Below are 18,166 nucleotides of genomic sequence, written 5' to 3'. Positions count from 1 at the left end.
TACATGAAACTAGTCTTTGTCCATATTGAAGAACATCTTCAACTTCACAATATATCAATTCCTCTTACATCTGAGTTCAATTTTCATCTGAAGGAAGGTGAATTACTGATATCTAAAAACGATCAGTACATAGAGAGTTTTTATGAAGGGATAAATATAAAAGCTATTATTGGTAAAAATGGGTCTGGGAAGACATCTATTTTAGATTTTATCGAGAGTTTGTATAGTAATATTGAAAGTTCAGGTGCTTTTTTATTTTTTGACAAGAATAGTAAGACTTTTTTTCAAAAGACTCTAAATACTAAATCTTTTAATTTTAGATTATGTGGTAAAATTAAAGATCATAAAATAAATCACTTAGAAAGCCGACATCTACATAAGATAATAAAAGTTAATAATTTATCTAGTTTTAGCGCGAACAAGAACGCAAGTAAGAAAAATGTTGTCAACTTATCTTCTGAAAAACTTAGTTCAAGTAAAAAAAATAGAACTAAACAACTTGAGAACATATTTAGTTATTTAAAAAGAAAAGGAAATAAATATAGTAGCAATGTTGTTTATACCTTTAAGTTTAGAGGTATGACACCAGCCCTAAAAAATTGGATCAAAGAGTCATTTGTTTGTTATTTAATTAAAGAAGGCTATTTTAAAAATAACGAATCTTTATATTTGAGTTATCTAAGAGAATCCCAGTCTGATGTGAAAGATGAACATGAAGTATTAAAATCTTTATTTCGCGCAAAAGAGTCTAGCGAGTTACCAATTGAACTCGAAAACTTAATATCTGACTTTTCTAACTACTATTTACGAACTATTTTATCTGATATTTCAAACAATGATAGGCTCTCTTACCTCTTACCAATAAATGTTACTCTTCCCAGTAATAGTATAGGTGCAATAGTATCTAAAGGGATTTTAAACATATTTAGAAATAATATATTAAAGCATAAAGTAGATGGAAACTTATCGGCATATCTTTGCATTAATTTGATAGAAAAGCTTTTTAATAACAGAGAATTGCCAAATAGAAACGTTTGGGATTCGGAATTTGATATTGAAGGGGTTTTATCGAACACCATAGAGCAAGTACTAAAAAATAAAAGCAGTAATAGAAATGAAAGTCCTAGTCAAATATACGAAAGCCTAAACGGACTAAAACATGATTTGAGGGAGGATTTAGATATTTTCCTTGAAGTTATTAGAAATATCACTAGTACTAAATCTGGAGAGATCGTAAACAATAATTCTAGGGAAAGTCTGTATATAAGGAACAATTGGTTAGAAGAGCTTATTTATAATACTGAAGGATATCTAGTCCTAAACTCATCTAATATGTTTGAAGGTTACTCCGGTATCGAACAAATTAAGTACTCAGCTCCTTTGGACATAATATATATTTCAGAGGAAGTTACTAAGTTACCTCCTTATTTACAAAAGAGCATTGACCACGGATGGGAAGGGTTTAGCAGTGGTGAATTTGCAAAAACTAGCCTTTTTTCTTCTATTTTTAACTTCTTATTGAGAGAAAGATCCAATGACTTTCAATTATTTCTCATTGATGAAGCTGATTTGTACCTTCACCCAGAGTGGCAAAGGAAATTTGTTTTTGATTTAATAGAATTAATAAAAAACTTAAATTGTGAATCTACATCTCAATTTATAATAACTACACATTCACCACTGATAATTGGTGACTTTTTGCCTGAGGATATATTAGCTCTTAATGTTGAAGATGGAAAACCAGTTGCAGGTAGTTCATTAGGTTTTGGAACAGTTTTATCAGATTTTTATTTAGAAGGAATGCATTTAGATTCAACCTATGGAGAGCATTCAAGGATAAAGCTTCAAGAGATGATCGATGCAAAATTAAAAAACATTGCTTTAACTAAAGAGCAAATAAAACTAGTTAATAAAATATGTAATAAAGCTCTGAAGGAAGCTTTGTTAGATGGTTAAATTTAAATATTATTTTCCAACAGGTTTCCAAAAAAAATTAAAGAGCTCTAATTTTTTTAAAAATTCTTTATCACAGCAAAAAACCATATATGCAGAGATTAAGAAACAGTGCCAGATTAATGCAAGTTTTTACAGTTCTCTATTTAGCGAATCATTTCTTTTGAGTTTAGTATTTTGTCCTCCAAAAAGCTTGAGTAAGAAGATAAATGAGATTTATGACAATTTTCCACTCCTTGCAGATAGATTTAATCCATATTTCAACTTTAGAAGTTATGATTTGAATTTTGATGTCTCTTTTATTAAGTCTAAAATTGATACAGATAAAAACGTTGCTCTTGCATTAAAGGGTAAATTTATCAATGAGTTGGATAAAATTCTAAACGAAAAATCTTCCATATTGGCTGAATACTTCTCAGTTGAACTTAAAAAGGCAACAAGTCCATTAAAAATTTACCAAATATGTTGCAGGATTAGAAATGTACACGTAGGTACTTCAGTTACACCAAAAGGTGTTAGAAATATCTATCCATTATGGTTTGGTAAGCTAGAAAAAATTTTTAACTATGAGGCTCTGAGAACTGAGTTTGGGCAGGTAATCATTGAATCAAGTGCTTTAAAAATTTGTCCTTACTGTAATAAAAGGGATGTAGAAATTACTTATGGAAAATATGTAACAGCGAGACCTGATTTAGACCATTTTTATCCTAAAAGTAGATATCCATTTTTGGCAACTACATTATATAATTTAGTTCCTTCATGTGGTTTTTGTAACCAAAAATTTAAAAAGTCTAAAGATACATATATGAAAAATATGCATCCACTAATTGCTGGTACTAGGAATTATAAAGTTTTTAGTTTTGTACCTCTTTTAGATGTTCCACCAAGAATACTTTTAAATGGTTGTACTAAATTTAAAAGTAATATTACATTATTTGAGCTCGAAGCCGAATATCAAAAAGATTCGATAAAGCGAGAATACAAATCAATGAATGATAAATATGAGTCATTTAAAGGGTTACTCGGACCCAAGTTTGAAGAGTTCCTAAACACTAGAGAAAATATAGTTACAATGTTTGATATTGGGGGGGATAGAAACATATACAATACGAGTACATACAAGTTTAGGCTAGATACATTAAGTACCTTAACTAATAAAAACTACAAAAATTAGTTTGGGTGTCATATTTCTTCATTCTGCAAAATCCACTCTATTTTGTATTGATAGAATATTTCATCTACGCACTAAATACCGTATAATCCGCGCCAAACTTTCACTTATGTATAACTGCCAGTCACACTGGCTGTGTGGGCAAAATCAATGAACTTACAAGACACCGGAACAGATACGCTTGAACTAAATAAACTGCAAAAAAGACTCAGAAGAAATGTTGGTAATGCTATCACTGAGTATAATATGGTTGAAGATGGGGATGTTGTGATGGCTTGCATAAGTGGAGGGAAAGACTCATTTGCAATGCTCGACATTTTACTGCAGCTTCAAAAGTCAGCGCCAATAAAGTTTGATGTTATTGCAGTTAACTTAGATCAAAAGCAACCGGGTTTCCCTGAACATATTTTGCCTGATTATTTTGAGACCTTAGGTATACCATATTACATAGTAGACAAAGATACATATTCAGTTGTTCGAGACAAAATTCCAGAAGGTAAAACTACCTGTGGCCTTTGCTCGCGTCTTCGTCGTGGTACATTGTATTCATTTGCAGAAAAAATTGGTGCAACAAAGCTCGCACTTGGTCATCACATGGACGATATTGTCGAAACTATGTTTCTTAATATGTTTCATGGCTCTAGATTGAAAGCTATGCCTCCTAAACTACGATCTGATGATGGTCGTAATGTTGTTATTCGTCCATTATCCTACTGTCGAGAAAAAGATCTCATTACCTATGCTGAACATAAAGGCTACCCTATAATTCCTTGTAATTTATGTGGTTCACAAGAAAACTTACAACGGCAGTCGATTAAAGGGATGTTAATCGAATGGGATGAAAAGTCACCAGGCCGTGTTGAAAGCATATTTAAATCTATTCAAAACATTAGCCCAAGTCAATTAGCTGACAGGGAGTTATTCGATTTTGTCAATTTGCCATTAGCAAGAGATGGTGAGCGTGACGTTTACGAATTTAGTGAAGCCACAGTATCATCTACTAATATAGATGAATCACTATATATAGATGTTACTAATATATAGTATTGGTCAGCCAAGTTTGAACTTATAAATTTCACTTTTGTAATTTATAGAACTTATTAATCAAATCTCATAACTTCTACTATACCAAAATGCACTCAAATCTGACTCGTTACTCTCAACGAGTCAGATTTTAGCTTCCCCTGTTTTACTAGATATCTAATAAGTCAGCTTTTAACTTCCAACTAGAGGCTGGAGCCAAATTTTAGCTTTAGAATTTTCATACAATAAAGAAATTTCATTGGTGTTGGATTGAATAATCAATGATACTAATCTTATATACTTATAAAAAATAATGGTTTAAGGGAGAATGTTTTGAGTGAGTTAGGCTATCTCAACGTAGTTGAAACAGAGGATGTACTCATATTACGTGAGAGAATAGCATCAACAGATGTTATTCAATCTGAAGTTCGCTCAATGCCATTTCACCTATTGGCACCAGAACACTTTGAGTTACTTTTATGGGATTTATTTTACACTGGCTGTAACAATACTGAGTTAGAATTTGATAAGTCGCGCCTAATGATTACTGGTGCAGATCAAGGTCGAGATGTATGGTTAACAAATAATGGTGTACCAGCAGGATTAGTCCAATGTAAAAGAGAAGGAAAAAAGTATTCTCGAAAGGATGTATTAAAAGAAGTCGTTAAATTTCTTTTACATAGTGAACTAACCCCTGACTTATTACCATACCCAGAAGACTTTACATATTGTCTAGCACTGAGTACCGATCCAAAAGCGGAAGTTGATGATTTCTTTGAAAAGCCATTCAATTGGTTAAAAGAAAATAAGGTTGAAGTAGAGTCTGCAACTAAGCTAGTGATTAAGAGCTACCAACGATTTAAGAACACTGAATCTGGCGATGTAATTGATAGTATTTTCTCTAAAATTCAAAGTATGAGCTACCAGTTAATCCGCCCACATGAACTAAACCGATGGCTCGATATAAATCAAGATGTTCGTAAGCGATTCTTCAAATTACCTCAAGATATTCATCAACCTCCTTCTGGTTCATATATTTATAAACTAGTGTTAGCCGATTTAAAGCACGCAAGCTTACCACTTCATAATTGGCAAAAGACTATTGAGAATCGCTTTATAAAACGGCCTGAACTAGAAACGCTAGAACATCGTTTAAAGACAGAGGAAAGCAATTGTTATCTACTCATAGGGGGAGCTGGTTCTGGCAAATCTTCACTGCTTTCTTCACTTTATGAACGGCTACTTGATACCCAGTTTACTGTTTTAGCGATTAAAGCTGATGAGTTAGATAAAGATATTAACGACCTAGAAGAGCTAGCCTCCTTTCTAAAATGTGAAGGACAGGGCAGCCTAGTAGCCTCACTACTTGAACTTTCTCAAGAATCTCCGCTCGTGTTAATCATCGACCAAATGGATGCTGTAAGTGAGGTTATGGATCAAAGCTCCAGCCGTTTTAGAGTATTAATAGACCTCATTTTAGGCTTAAAAGAATATTTCGAGGCTAGAAAAACGTACCCGATTCACATAATTGCATCCTCAAGACCATTTGAAGCTAGTTTTGACACTAGATTCACTCAGCTAAACGCTGAAGAGATCAACCTCAATCCTTTACCTAAGAAAGACGTCGAACTCTTTCTTGAAGAGATAAACATTCATAAAGCTAGTATTCCAGCTTCGATGTATCCAACACTCCAAGTTCCCTTTGCCCTCAGCTTATATGTCAGCTTGGTGAAAGCCGGCGATAATAAAATGGAGATTACATCTAAAAACCTGTTATCACGATGGCTTGAGAAAAAGCTGGCAAATGATCCTTTGAAGGAGCAATGTAATAAATTCTTACAACGCTTAGCTTCCGATATGGTTCGCGAAGAGGTTCTTCGACGCCCCATTAGTGCATATACTTTCGATTACCAACCTCTACTCACAAAATTGGAATCAGTAGGTATACTAGTACTTTTTGGAGATAATATCGGCTTCAGTCACCAAGCCTGGTTAGACGACTTTCAGTCACAGTCCTTCCTTACTGATGATAGCAATTTCTACGAATTTGTTCTTGAAAAACAAAATGGACTGTTTTCTAGGAGTACCATATTAAGAGGACTTGAGTACCTCCGAGAGCATGATAAACCTCAGTACCATCAAATTATGGATAGGCTATTGTTTGATCCGTCTGTACGTCGCCATATTTACCACCTTCTGATCGATGTTATGACATCGACCCTATCTCCCGACTACGAGGACGCTGAGCGAATCTATCGAGTAATAGAAGACGGTGACACTCTTGCATCAAGGGTCATTTCAAAGACTGCAAGAAAGTGGAGTCTTTGGCGCGAATATTTAGCAGATGAACTTTCGTCACTAATGCAAAATCCAATGCTTATCGAAGATGTGATTTTATGGCTGATTGAGGAAGTTAAATCTGATGAAAATAACGTTATTTATTTGATCGAAAGCTACTGGAAAGGTGAGGAGTATCATACGCCTAGCTTTCATGTGCTATCCCGTTCAAAAGCATCATCAGCAGGAGCAATCCAGCTAGTAGAAGCCATTATATCAACAAAAATAATTGATACACATTCGATATCGAGATATATCCAAGATTTGTTCGAAAACTCGAAACATGACTCTGCATTACAATTACTAATAACATGGCTGTACGCTGAGCGCGACAAAATCTTATGGGAATCTTCTTTGTCGATTGAAAGCTATATAACTGCTCACCCTTCAATGTTCATAGAGGTTCTGTTTCCATGGTTTATAGAAATACTGGATGAAGGTGAAGTACAACAGGAAATTTCAAGAACTTTTAGAAGCTCTGCCTCTTTCGGTGATGACTTTGACGAAATCTCTAAAGGGGGTGGAATGGTTGGGATTTTACTAAAAGCGTTAGTTTGTTTAGCCACTAACAATCCGTCCCAATTCACTTTAACAGCGAAAAAGTTTTCAAGTGTAGATTTTGATGAAGTTCAATCATTATTAGTGATAGCTTTTGCTTCAAATCCCACGGCATTAACTTCCGATATTGTAAGTTACCTTATTGAGAATGAGGCTAGACTTTGCATTGGTCATGGCTATTTTAGCGACGACCAAAATATAATGCGGTCTGTTAATGGACACTTAACTATGATGTTGCTTGAGGAAAGCTCATCTCATTGGACGCTCCTACAAGCAGAATTAGTTAGAGATACTATAGAAAGCTACACACTTAACCCTCTAAGCGCCTACCCAGACGTAAAGACCCGTCATTATATTCGTTCGAAAAATGAGGAATATCGCTTATCTTTACTAGCACGATTACCAAGTCAGATCTTAACACCTCGCAGGCGGCGACAAATATTCGAGCGTGATACTTATGGACAACTTAAAATTGGTCAACGGTGCCAAGTCGGTACCTTATCGTGTATTAGTTCACCAATGTCAGCTGAGCAAATGAAATTATCGTCTGTAGAAAATATTATGAATATGCTCGATAGGCTTAGTGACCCGACTATAGTTACTGAAACTAAATGGCGACACTGGAGAGGTGCTGAAATTTCCGCGTTCTCACAAGCATTCAGTCAATTTGCTATTGCTGAGCCACAAAAAGCCACCTTCATGCTACGAACCCATTTTGTTAAGAGCGTACATGAAAGAATTGCTGGCGATGCTGTCGCCCAGTTAAGTTCTATTAAGACCCTTACAACAAATGAAATAAAGACATTAATCAACGATCTAAATTCAAAGGGGTTTACAGACAAGGAATGGGTTAGCGGGGTTGCACGAGCCTATGAGGAAATAGCACGCAGAGAGAAAGGGCTTAACTCCATAGAGATAGCCCTGCTTGTTGAGTATCTACATCACCAGATTGATAAAGAAGTTGATTCCATTGATAACTATGATCAATCAAATGACGATGCCATTTTGTTTGGACGAGGAGGAGGGTTTAGTTATAGCTCTACTGCTAGCATTAATATCTTGAATGCAATTTATATGGGATTACTAGCCAGAAAAAGACCAGATTACGATCAATGGATTTGTATCCTTTTAAGCTACCTTCAAGTATCGAAATCAGAAAGCAACTGGCAATTTATATTAACTATACAGGGAGAGCAGCTATATTGGGCAAATGAAGATAAGATCAACGCCTTATTCGAGAGCTTACTTACGTCTGTTCCTGTACTATTTGAAAGCCCTATACTTGTTCATACATTATGGAGGCTAGTAGAGCGGCTTAAAGAATCGTTGTTAATGCAGATTCTAATGCAGTGGGGAAATAGTAATGATACTTGTAAGCAGGCTGCCGCCGAACTGATATCAGGGTTAGTAATTTCAAATCGTGCAAGTAAAAAAATGGCAGTTTATTGGGATAGTTTGTTGCAGTCAGGTAATGTAGTAGTGAATAAAGGTGGAATCTATGCTGCTGCTTCAGGTTGGTATTACCAAAGTAATATTCGAGCAAACTCACATGAGATGCTTATGAGTTGTATGCGTGTAGATACAACACAAATCGCCTCTGCATTAAATTCACTATTCCCATTTAATAAGAAGCTGCCCCAGGATGATATAACTTTACAATTGCTTTTATTTTTGTCTGAGCAGCCCGAGCTTGTAAAGCTTCTAAATTCACGCAACATACTTGAAGCATTAGTTAATATCAATCCTCGGCCTAAAGCATTACGAGCGATATTACTTATATTAAAAGCTATTCTTGATAAGAAACTAGAAAAAAAACCTCATGGCTATTTACAAGATGTAGACAAATTAATTGAGCTAACAGTTACCTTACAAAGAACAACTCCGTCTATTAAAGAACAAGCAATGTCAATGTATGAGAGGCTCTTGGATACGGTTCCATATCAAGCAGAGCAAGCGGCAGAGGCGGCGTCAAGGTCTTCATAGCAAAATGAAAAATGTCATAGCAATTAAGCAGGGCTTCGGTTTAACTATCCTGACACAGGGGGCTATTTAGTAAGTGAATAGCTATCGACACCTAGCCTAGCTTAATTTTCTTGGGTAATAGCGGTTCAAAGTTATTCTGCTGCTCAGCAAGGTGTTCAAAGCAAATAGAGATATAGTTATGCACCATAAGATCGTTGGCCTTTGCAATTTCAACAAGACTATAAAGTATGGTACTCGTATTACATCATTACTGATATTGAGAGCAGCCAATTTTTCGGCCTATCACGAACGGTTTTATGGCTCGCGCTGCGCGTGTAAAGTTATTGTAATCTCGCTTCCTAAGTTAAAATATTTTTTGCTTGCTCTATCGCGGCTGCGTACTACTTTGAACATTTAAGCTAAATCTGACATTTATTTGATAAGATATTGCATCTAAATCTAAATGAGTCGAAGTCTACTGTTTTACTTGATTCGTTACGCAATTATTGACCGAAGTGAAGCTCGCGATGACAATTTGGGCATAGAGCAATAGTATTATCTAACGTGTCCAAACCTCCTTCACTTAAATGCTTTATATGATGGACCTCTAAATATGGGGAACCATCTTTAGCTCTCAAAAATGGGGCCTGAGTCTTGCATCTTTCACAAATACCATCTGCAATAGAAGCTCTCTCAGCTACAACATGTGAATTGCGTTGATAGACTTTAACACTAACTGTTATTTGCTTTGGATTTGGGTCGCTAGCATTGATAAACCTTTTCCTTTCATCACTAGAAAGGCTAAGGGATTTATCAATATCTTTTTGGAACTGATTGAATATAGACTCAATTGAGTTACTATTAAACATAGTTGCTCTATGCATATTTAAAATTTTGCGCATTGAGGGCGAATTAGTATCATATTGGGCTTCATAGTAATTTATATGCAACTCCAAAGCATTGAGTGCATTTTCAAGCACTTCAAAGGAGAAATCATCCGCAATATTTTTAATAAAGATGTCCATAGCTTTACAGCTCATAGCACGTTGAAATATTCGTCCTTCTGCCATGCATTTAAAACAATTAATGAAATCTCCAGCACTAGCTTTATTTAAGTCATAATCATCTGATAAGATTAATGCGCCATCAATCTTTCTTAATTTACCTAAAAAAACTTCTTTACTCACGATGTAAGCCATCTTTATCTGAGAGTCACTTATTCTTGTCATTTTCTTTCCCTATTTATTATTTATGTTGTTGATGCAAGATCATCATCTATCCCTAATGAAACACATTATTTTGCAACTTACTTATCCTCTGGCCTTTCTGCAATTAATATATCAAGGTTTCCTTTGAGGGCTGGAATTTCAATTGCGTTTTGTAAAATTCGCTGCAAAAATCTTTTTTGTTCATTGATTGTTTTATTTTTTAACTCTATTTCAGCCTGAAGATTTTCTAATTGCTTCACCAATGTCACATCACTCTGAGTGATTCTTTTTTCTACTTGATGTGTTTTTCCACTGTACAGTTCTTTTTTATTGCTATAGGCGTTATAAATTCCTTTATAAGTAGTTAATGTCTGCCGTGATATTTTCATACCTAATTCAATTTTTATCTTCTGAGTTAACATGCTCCATGTGAGTTTACCTTCCCAAAGGAATAGCATTTTTTCTATTTTAAATTGTTCATCTTCAGTTATTTTAGGTTTTGCTGACATGTAAGCTTCTACTCATAATGGTTATTTGAATTAATCATGCCAAAAGAGGAAAGTAATAGTTTCATTTCTTCAGGTACGTGATTCTTTTTAGCTGGCGTACAATCTAATTGCTTTAAAAGAACCTCATCAGAAGGTATTGATAATAATATTTCTTCGGTTTCTTTTGTTTTAATATCAGTAATAAATAACTTTTTTTTGTCTACTGCTATACTGACTAAATTTCCAGCTTTATTTGAAAGCAGGACTTGGATCAATTGTCCTAATAGTGCAACTCCTTGTGAGTGATTTAGCCACCATAGTTTTTTGGCTGAAGAAATATGAATGTTATGCGAGTTTGAATATGTTTTTAATCGAACTGATTGAAATTTATAATCGTTTTCAAGCATTTCGATTGCTTTTTCGTCGCCGCATACATAGCACGCACTCTCACAACCAAAACAACCGCTTAGGAAGTTATTAATATAATTGCAAGGCGTTACAGACAGTTCCTGTACACAAACACCAGTGTCTGAAAGGCTTGCAGGTGTAGAGCTAAAACGTTTTAGATCATTTTTAGTTGTTACTCGTATGCTTTTTGATGAGTGGTCTAACTCTAATGTAGACTTTATGCGGTCAGCTTTTTCTTCATCTGAAGTATGAATATATTCTAGCGTTTGCTTGACGCTTACTCTTCCTGACCAAGCTGAAATTATTGACAAAGGAATATTACCTTTCTCAGCATGAGTGTTAACAAAATGGCGAAGTGAATGGGGTTTTAGCTTCTGAAACCCAAAACCATATTTATAAAAAATGTTATTGTCTAAGTAAAATTCAGGACCATTCATCGAGCTTATTAAGTCATTCTTTAAAATCTTTATTGAAGTTATAAATAAAGGGCTAGAGGATAATCCTTTCTTGTTTTTTATTGAGTGTTTACCTGGTGAGTAACAGAATAAAAGGTTTTCTAAATCAGCACCTATTTCAGAATCTAAGAAATCAATTGGAAATGTAGGAATTGCATTTTTCTGGATATTTATAATTGCATCTTGAAGTAAGCCAACAGTGCTAATTTGAGGTTGATTTAGATCACTTATTAGTTTGTCACCAATATTTTGGATTTGTAAAATTTGATGGACCCCTGAATTACATTGTGAACTATTGAATTTTATTTTTCCTAACCCAGTTAAGTTCAAAATTAAATCATCTTTCGATACTTTAGATATATGCACTCGTTTATGTGCATCACTTTTGCTGTATGACTTTTTACTTATGGGATCTAAGTATTTACGATATTTTATCCTTTTTTGGTTGGGCACAAAAACTAAGTAATCCTTACTTTTTAAGATTGATACCTCATACTTTATAGGATAAAAACCAAGAGCGTAAGCAACAGTGAATAAGTTAGGGGGGACACTAAAATCTAAGTAGCTCATTCGTTCTGGATCTACTTGAAAGTCAGACAAAATTTGCTTCCAAGATTGCTTCGTATCTTTTAAATAGCGAATGTAATATCTCTCAGGCTTAAAGTGAATATGGAAAAAATTAATTGCTTTCCCTACATAGGGCGCTAATACTGCGAGTATATGAGTGGAGTTATCTTGATAACCTTTGCTTCCTACCCAATCTAGGTAGCTAATAGTTTGTCCATTTTTTGGTGTAATAGTTTTTAATTTTTGGTTCATTAATAATGGGAATTCGATAGCTAACCTACTGGGAGTTGCTAAACCGAGCAATATGCCTGTTATTACGATCGCATTTTTCATATCTATATCATTGTTTAAAAGTACACCGTCTTCGTCAATAGATTGAAAAATTGTCTGAAAAATATTCCCGCAAGCAATAATTATAGACTCCGGTGTCATTTTCAAATTCTTTGAATTTTTAATGATAGATAGGTCTGCATCTCTAGCTCTATCTTTATGGCTTGGCCTAACACTGCCAGATAGTAAATTATGTGACTTACAAAAATCCCAAAATATGTTGGATAAGTTAATACTATTCCAGTAGGGGAGGGGGAGTTCATTTAACGAACTATATTTTTGGGCTTCAGTTAAGATCTTTGAAGCAACGGTTACTCTATGTTGTCTAGAGTTGTTTACTATATTTTCTAGTTGCATTTCAATTGTGTATATTTTTAACAGAATTGAATATTGTTCATCAAATAAATAAGGTGTGTAAGTTTCTAAGTTTCTAAAAAAAGAATCGTAATTAGGCCGTTTTTTTCCTGATGTTGTTTTAATTAGTAAGTATCGGTGACGGACTTTAGTATTGGGATCTGTTATATACCAAACAGGCTGTTCCCATGATGGTTCCAACCCATCAATCCCTGATATTGTTTTCGGTATATCTGAAGAGTATTTGGCTGTGAATTCTCGTAGGCTTTGTTCGTATTTATTAATCATATTAAGTCCTTTTACCTTTTTCTATTTTGAGAAGGTTTGCCATTTCTTCATTACATACCGCTATGGTGATCCTTATATACTTTATTGCTTTATCAAGTCTCTCTGTAGAGCCAACTGTTGTATTTGAACTTCCGAATTGCGATATGTATTTTCGCTTCGCTATTGCTTGCTCAAGAATTGAATTATGATCAGCTTCTAATATAGGGATGAAATTCGAACATCCATAACATGGGATTGGTCTGACCATTCTTATCTTATGGTCACATGATGTACATGTTGGTTTTTCTTTCTCTACTCCAACTATTTCGGCAATCTCGTTTTCGATTACTTCATCACTATCAAATATTAGGCTCTGTGGTTTAAATGCATTCCTTAACAGTTCGTTTGCATTGTAATTATTATCAATATATTGCCTTTCTTCCAAACCGAGTTGAAGATAATGCCTTGCCGCAGGAAGTGTTACATTTGTAATTTTTGAAATATCTTCAATGGATTCACCACGAATAGCTGCATTACAAAGCCATGTATGTCTTAGTCTATTATTTGTAGCTATCACATCAGCTTTTCTGTCACTTAAGCACTTTCCATGTGTTTTTGCATAAGCAGTTATACTACCTTCTGAAAGGTGAAATAATTTAGAGTTTCCTTTACGTAAAGTATTTAGTATTTTTTTATCAAAATTTGTAATGAAGAGGTCTTGGGATGGAAAAAGTGGCAAATTAGCCATTAACGTTGTTATTTCATTTTCAGAGATATAATTTCCACTTCTTTCTAATGCTAATTTAAATCCAGTTCTATATATATCACAATACTTTAGCAATAGTTGGGAGAAGGATTCTGTTAATTTAATCGTAAACATTTCAGGAATGTTTCTGAAGCTAGCAGTATCACCTTGTTTTATTTTATAACAACGCACATGAAGTTCTTTTAATCCAGTATGAAGAGGTTCTATCTCTATATGTTTATCTTGAAAAGAGATAAAAACAGGTAATACATCACTCCATCTTAAGAATGAAATTTGCTTAGGCCTCCTAGCTAACTGTACCATTGTTCTATAACAAATTATTGATTTATAACTTTCAAATTTTAGTTTATTGCCTGAGTTACTGGAATAAAAGCTAAAGTCTTTTGGAGGGGTTTTCGGTATTGCATTACATTTAACTCTTAGCTCCTGCAGCATTGAATCGTATTCATAGTCAGTTAGGCGGCCTTTGGTTGGATCTAACCCTTGAAATTTAGATTTAAAATTGAACTTCTTTGTTATTTCTTGAAATTCTCTAAAAATCATATTATTCAATTTATAAGCCGTAGAAATGAAACCTTTTAAGGTTTTTTTTGTAGAGTCTGCTAGTTCATGCCAATTAAGCGTAAACTCAGTAACTTTGATTTTATCACTAGGAAAAGCAGCCCTTATAGCGAAAGTAACTGTACAGACTGTTAGTGCAGATTTTGATTCTACATAGTGAATTAAAGTGTCAATTAAAGAGTCTCGAAATACCAAGTTTTCTTCGAAATTTAACAGCCAAGAAATATTGATTTTTGCATTGTTGCCACCATCATCAATGACCCACTCGGGTTCAAAGGTTTTAACTTTTAGACCAGCTTGAGACGTAAAATATTGTGGTAAACAAATTGTGTTTGAAATAGTTTCATTATTCTTTTGATTTGAAGCCATCTATTTCTCCTTGATGCTCCTGCATGATTCGCATAGCTGTTAGTTGTTCATACTTCAAATTATAAATTCTGCCAGTATTAGAGCCTGGAACCCAGCCCATAGCAGCTCTTCTAGAATCTTCGACCCATTCTTTATTGAGGCCTTTTTTAGCAGCATATTCAGTGTATCTTTCATTCCATTTATGCCGCAATAAGTGCGGGTGAATTTTTGAGTTCAGTAAGCGGGACACTTTTTTAAGGGAATAGTTTACAGAGTTTCTCGATAGTGGCAAACCAGCCGAATTTTTCGAATTTTTTTCAGAAATAAATAAAAAATCATGACTGGCTGCTTTTGGATATAAATTTCTAATACTATTTATATAGAAGTAAATTTCATGCATTAAACTAGTATTAATAGAGACTAAGTGAGAGATTCCTCGTTTATTGTTTGGTCTATCAAGTCGAGGATCTGATGAGTCGTCAGGGGTCGAATATATCTTTATTTTGTCAAAACTGTCAAAGAATTGGCAATCAGATATCTTAATTTTGCAAACTTCACTTCTTCGGATACCTGTTTGATCAAGTATAGATAATATGAGGTAATTTCTGAATTTTGATTTTTTAAATGGATTTCTTGGATTATGTGGTTGTATCACTTCTTTAAATTGCTTGTAAGTATCATTCTCTATAACGCTTTCTTGTAGCATCATGCTTTTGTATGATTTTGATTCCTTGGTGTATTTTTCTTTTATTTGTATCCGAGCTTGAATTCTACTGAAAGAAGATAATAACTCTTGTGACGGAATACTATGTCCATGGAAATAGTCAAAGATATAGCTCAAATACTTTCTAAAGGTTCTGACTCTTCCTGTGCACGTTTCAATAGCTACTAGAGCACTAGAATGATTGGATACAGAAATTGAATTCCTTATTTTTTTACTGTAAATATCGGGGGTGTTTATGGAATAAATTTGATCTTTTTGATCCAAAGCGCTTTTATTCATTCTCATTGAAGCGTAAAAATTACTAATCTCTGCTTCTGTTAATAGTTCTCCTGTTGAAATCCTCTCCTCTAAGTTAATTGCTTTTGATTTGAAATAATTCAAAATAATTTTTAATTCATTGGCTATTCGAAATTTTGTAGCGATAGATGAATGAAAAAAAATTGTATACAAAAAAGCATTTGCTAAAGGTTCTACAGGGATGTGATTCTCATCTATGAAGGCAATAAAGCGTTTATCCCCAAGACGGTATTTACTGACATTCATACTTTACAAATTTTTTTTGAATAATAAGGTGTTCTTATAAAATAGCAGACTTTACATATTTTTGTGGAAAATAAAATTAATAATAGATATCAAAAGGGGGAAGTAGGTGAAAGATGCTTTACAATATAGTTATTGAATATAATTTTCCACCAGAGAGGCACACCATGATACGGTCGCCTTCTTCAATCATATTGAAGTCCATCACCGCTTGACCGGTTTGACGACGTAAGCGTTTTTGTAACTTAGATAAGCTATGTTGAGCTTTGGCTTGAACAGAATGCGACATTACGCCCCCTTTAGAACTATGGGTAAAATAAAGGGGCGTATTATATGCCTAAAGTTTCAATCAACAAAATTTATTTAATCTTTTGCCAGCGGGCTCACATAGCCATCGGGTTTTAAGGCTAATACGTCACAATCAAGGCTGTCAATAACATGCTCTGCGGTGTTACCTACTAAGGCTGCACTTAATCCAGTGCGGCCAACCGTACCAATTACCACTAATTCACTATTAAGGCGCTTTGCTACATCCGGGATCACGTCCTCTGGTAAACCTTCTTCTATGACACAGTTATGCTGGGCGATTTGATGACTAGCTGCTAACTCATGGGTTGATTCTATATGATGTTTTTTAACCGACTCGTTATAAATACTGGGATTAAACTCAGGGATTTCAATTGCAATGTTTACCGGTGTCGCAGGATAGGCGTTCACGATACTAAGGCTTGCGTTAGCCAGTTCACATAAAAACTGCGCATCTTGAATAATACGATGGTTTAAATCAAGGTGCTGTTGATTTTCACTTACAGCGTTAACAGCAGCTAAAATATTACCCTGCGAAGGCCAAGCGTGCTCTTTTACCAATAATACCGGGGCTGGGCATTTACGAATTAAATGCCAATCGGTTGGAGTAAAAATTACTGACTTAAGTGTATCGTGCTGGTGAGTTCCTTTTACAACCAAATCAAACTGTTGGTCTATTACCGTATCGATGATCGCTTCATAAGTGCGATTATGCCAAACCACTTGGCTGTTAATATCAACGTCTGGGTAATGTTGCAAAATTTCATCCAGCCATAACTGGCGGTCTTTAACGACGGCATTGCGCATTGCCTCGCGCTCATCGCCAGAGAGCATGGTCGTCATTTCATAGGAAAAATCATAAATGCTCATAAAAGCGGTGATACTGGCACCGGACTTTTTGGCTAATTCGATAGAGCGAGATAAACCATGCTGAGACTCAGCGGTTGGATCAATAATGGCGAGTATTTGTTTGATGGTGTTCATAAGCTGCTCCTTTAACTACTTTATAGCTAGAGTGTAACGTATAACGTGAGTAGTTAAAGTAACAGCTAACAACTTGTTGCGCTAGATCAAGTTTATTTTGGGTGAATTGCTGCAGCTGCGGATAACCCATCACTATCTAGAATAGTGATAAATTTGCCTTCCACTTTTATTAAAGCAGCTTTTTGAAAACGACTCAGTAAACGACTAATCGTTTCAACGGTTAAACCAAGGTAATTACCAATTTCACCACGGGTCATGGTAAAGCGAAACTCTTTACGAGAAAACCCGCGTTCGCCAAAGCGATTTGACAAGTTGTAGATAAAACTAGCTAAGCGCTCTTCGGCTGATTTTTTATTCAGTGACAAAAACATTTCTTGGTCGTAGTTAATTTCACTGCTCATCAGGCGCATAATCTGCTGGCGTAGTTTTGGTAATTTACCCGCTAGATCATCAAGTGTTTCAAATGGAATTTCGCATACCATTGAGGTTTCGAGCGCTTGAGAAAAGCTTTGGTGTGCCATTTTATTTATTGCATCAAAGCCTATTAAATCTCCTGCGAGGTGAAAGCCAGTAATTTGCTCGTCACCTTGCTCTGAAAGGGTGTAGGACTTAAATGAACCAGAACGAACAGCAAAAATAGCGTTCAGTGGCGCTCCTGATTCAAAAAGAAAATCCCCTTTGTGTAATGGTTTTTTACGCTCAATGATTTCATCAAGTTTATCCATTTCTTGCCCATTGAGGGTAAAAGGCAAGCACAGTTGACTTATGCTGCAGTCATTGCAGCTGATTGTGCAATTATTTTTGGCTTTGTTTTGATATAAATCCATTAGTTCAGTCCATTAAATGTTGTCACATT

The 18,166-nt window shown here is 34.9% G+C and carries 11 protein-coding genes and 1 pseudogene; 4 read left to right on the top strand and 8 right to left on the bottom strand.

Annotated features, from left to right (window positions below):
* Positions 1 to 3 precede the first annotated feature (3 nt).
* From PSR9079_RS16020 to PSR9079_RS16005, 4 genes are all read left to right on the top strand, one after another.
* Positions 4 to 1,956 (top strand): AAA family ATPase, encoded by a 1,953-nt coding sequence (locus PSR9079_RS16020; RefSeq protein ID WP_149982400.1) that lies wholly within the window; start codon positions 4 to 6, stop codon positions 1,954 to 1,956.
* Complete coding sequence (locus PSR9079_RS16015; protein WP_149982399.1) at positions 1,949 to 3,127, top strand: HNH endonuclease; 1,179 nt, start codon at positions 1,949 to 1,951, stop codon at positions 3,125 to 3,127. Before PSR9079_RS16020 ends, PSR9079_RS16015 begins: the two co-directional genes overlap by 8 nt.
* A 147-nt stretch (positions 3,128 to 3,274) precedes the next feature.
* Positions 3,275 to 4,168, top strand: a complete 894-nt coding sequence (ttcA, locus tag PSR9079_RS16010) for a tRNA 2-thiocytidine(32) synthetase TtcA (RefSeq protein ID WP_149982398.1) — start codon at positions 3,275 to 3,277, stop codon at positions 4,166 to 4,168.
* Positions 4,169 to 4,480: 312 nt separating this feature from the next.
* Positions 4,481 to 9,025 carry an NACHT domain-containing protein gene (locus PSR9079_RS16005; RefSeq protein ID WP_149982397.1) on the top strand — a complete coding sequence of 1,515 codons (4,545 nt, stop codon included), beginning with the start codon at positions 4,481 to 4,483 and terminating at the stop codon, positions 9,023 to 9,025.
* Positions 9,026 to 9,507: 482 nt separating this feature from the next.
* Here PSR9079_RS16005 and PSR9079_RS16000 read toward each other — a convergent pair whose 3' ends face one another.
* From PSR9079_RS16000 to PSR9079_RS15970, 8 genes and pseudogenes are all read right to left on the bottom strand, one after another.
* Positions 9,508 to 10,233 carry an HNH endonuclease gene (locus PSR9079_RS16000; protein ID WP_149982396.1) on the bottom strand — a complete coding sequence of 242 codons (726 nt, stop codon included), beginning with the start codon at positions 10,231 to 10,233 and terminating at the stop codon, positions 9,508 to 9,510.
* A 77-nt stretch (positions 10,234 to 10,310) separates the two neighbouring features.
* Positions 10,311 to 10,721, bottom strand: a complete 411-nt coding sequence (locus PSR9079_RS15995; RefSeq protein ID WP_149982395.1) for a hypothetical protein — start codon at positions 10,719 to 10,721, stop codon at positions 10,311 to 10,313.
* 8 nt (positions 10,722 to 10,729) lie between these two features.
* Entirely contained in the window at positions 10,730 to 13,102 is a 2,373-nt protein-coding gene (locus tag PSR9079_RS15990) for a hypothetical protein (protein WP_149982394.1), read from the bottom strand.
* 1 nt (position 13,103) lies between these two features.
* Positions 13,104 to 14,777, bottom strand: coding sequence for a hypothetical protein (locus PSR9079_RS15985; protein WP_149982393.1), 1,674 nt, complete (start codon positions 14,775 to 14,777; stop codon positions 13,104 to 13,106).
* Positions 14,755 to 16,023 (bottom strand): site-specific integrase, encoded by a 1,269-nt coding sequence (locus PSR9079_RS15980; RefSeq protein ID WP_149982392.1) that lies wholly within the window; start codon positions 16,021 to 16,023, stop codon positions 14,755 to 14,757. The genes PSR9079_RS15985 and PSR9079_RS15980 overlap by 23 nt, the downstream gene beginning before the upstream one ends.
* 142 nt (positions 16,024 to 16,165) lie before the next feature.
* Positions 16,166 to 16,309: pseudogene (locus PSR9079_RS23690) on the bottom strand (tRNA 2-thiocytidine(32) synthetase TtcA); the annotation flags it as partial.
* A gap of 74 nt (positions 16,310 to 16,383) precedes the next feature.
* Positions 16,384 to 17,310, bottom strand: a complete 927-nt coding sequence (gene uspE / locus PSR9079_RS15975) for a universal stress protein UspE (protein WP_149982391.1) — start codon at positions 17,308 to 17,310, stop codon at positions 16,384 to 16,386.
* Positions 17,311 to 17,402: 92 nt separating this feature from the next.
* Entirely contained in the window at positions 17,403 to 18,137 is a 735-nt protein-coding gene (locus PSR9079_RS15970; RefSeq protein WP_145233499.1) for an FNR family transcription factor, read from the bottom strand.
* Between the last annotated feature and the right edge of the window lie 29 nt (positions 18,138 to 18,166).

It is taken from the genome of Pseudoalteromonas rhizosphaerae (genome assembly GCF_902498845.1).
Taxonomy (GTDB): domain Bacteria; phylum Pseudomonadota; class Gammaproteobacteria; order Enterobacterales; family Alteromonadaceae; genus Pseudoalteromonas; species Pseudoalteromonas rhizosphaerae.
The sequence above is the reverse complement of the archived record's forward strand: the minus strand, read 5'-3'. Positions and strand labels throughout refer to the sequence as shown.

Coding starts and splice junctions, on each gene's coding strand:
- PSR9079_RS15990 (WP_149982394.1), bottom strand. CDS start 13,102: ATGATTAATAAATACGAACAAAGCCTACGAGAATTCACAGCCAAATAC.
- PSR9079_RS15995 (WP_149982395.1), bottom strand. CDS start 10,721: ATGTCAGCAAAACCTAAAATAACTGAAGATGAACAATTTAAAATAGAA.
- PSR9079_RS16015 (WP_149982399.1), top strand. CDS start 1,949: ATGGTTAAATTTAAATATTATTTTCCAACAGGTTTCCAAAAAAAATTA.
- PSR9079_RS15970 (WP_145233499.1), bottom strand. CDS start 18,137: ATGGATTTATATCAAAACAAAGCCAAAAATAATTGCACAATCAGCTGC.
- PSR9079_RS15980 (WP_149982392.1), bottom strand. CDS start 16,023: ATGAATGTCAGTAAATACCGTCTTGGGGATAAACGCTTTATTGCCTTC.
- PSR9079_RS15985 (WP_149982393.1), bottom strand. CDS start 14,777: ATGGCTTCAAATCAAAAGAATAATGAAACTATTTCAAACACAATTTGT.
- uspE (WP_149982391.1), bottom strand. CDS start 17,310: ATGAACACCATCAAACAAATACTCGCCATTATTGATCCAACCGCTGAG.
- PSR9079_RS16000 (WP_149982396.1), bottom strand. CDS start 10,233: ATGACAAGAATAAGTGACTCTCAGATAAAGATGGCTTACATCGTGAGT.
- ttcA (WP_149982398.1), top strand. CDS start 3,275: ATGAACTTACAAGACACCGGAACAGATACGCTTGAACTAAATAAACTG.
- PSR9079_RS16020 (WP_149982400.1), top strand. CDS start 4: ATGAAACTAGTCTTTGTCCATATTGAAGAACATCTTCAACTTCACAAT.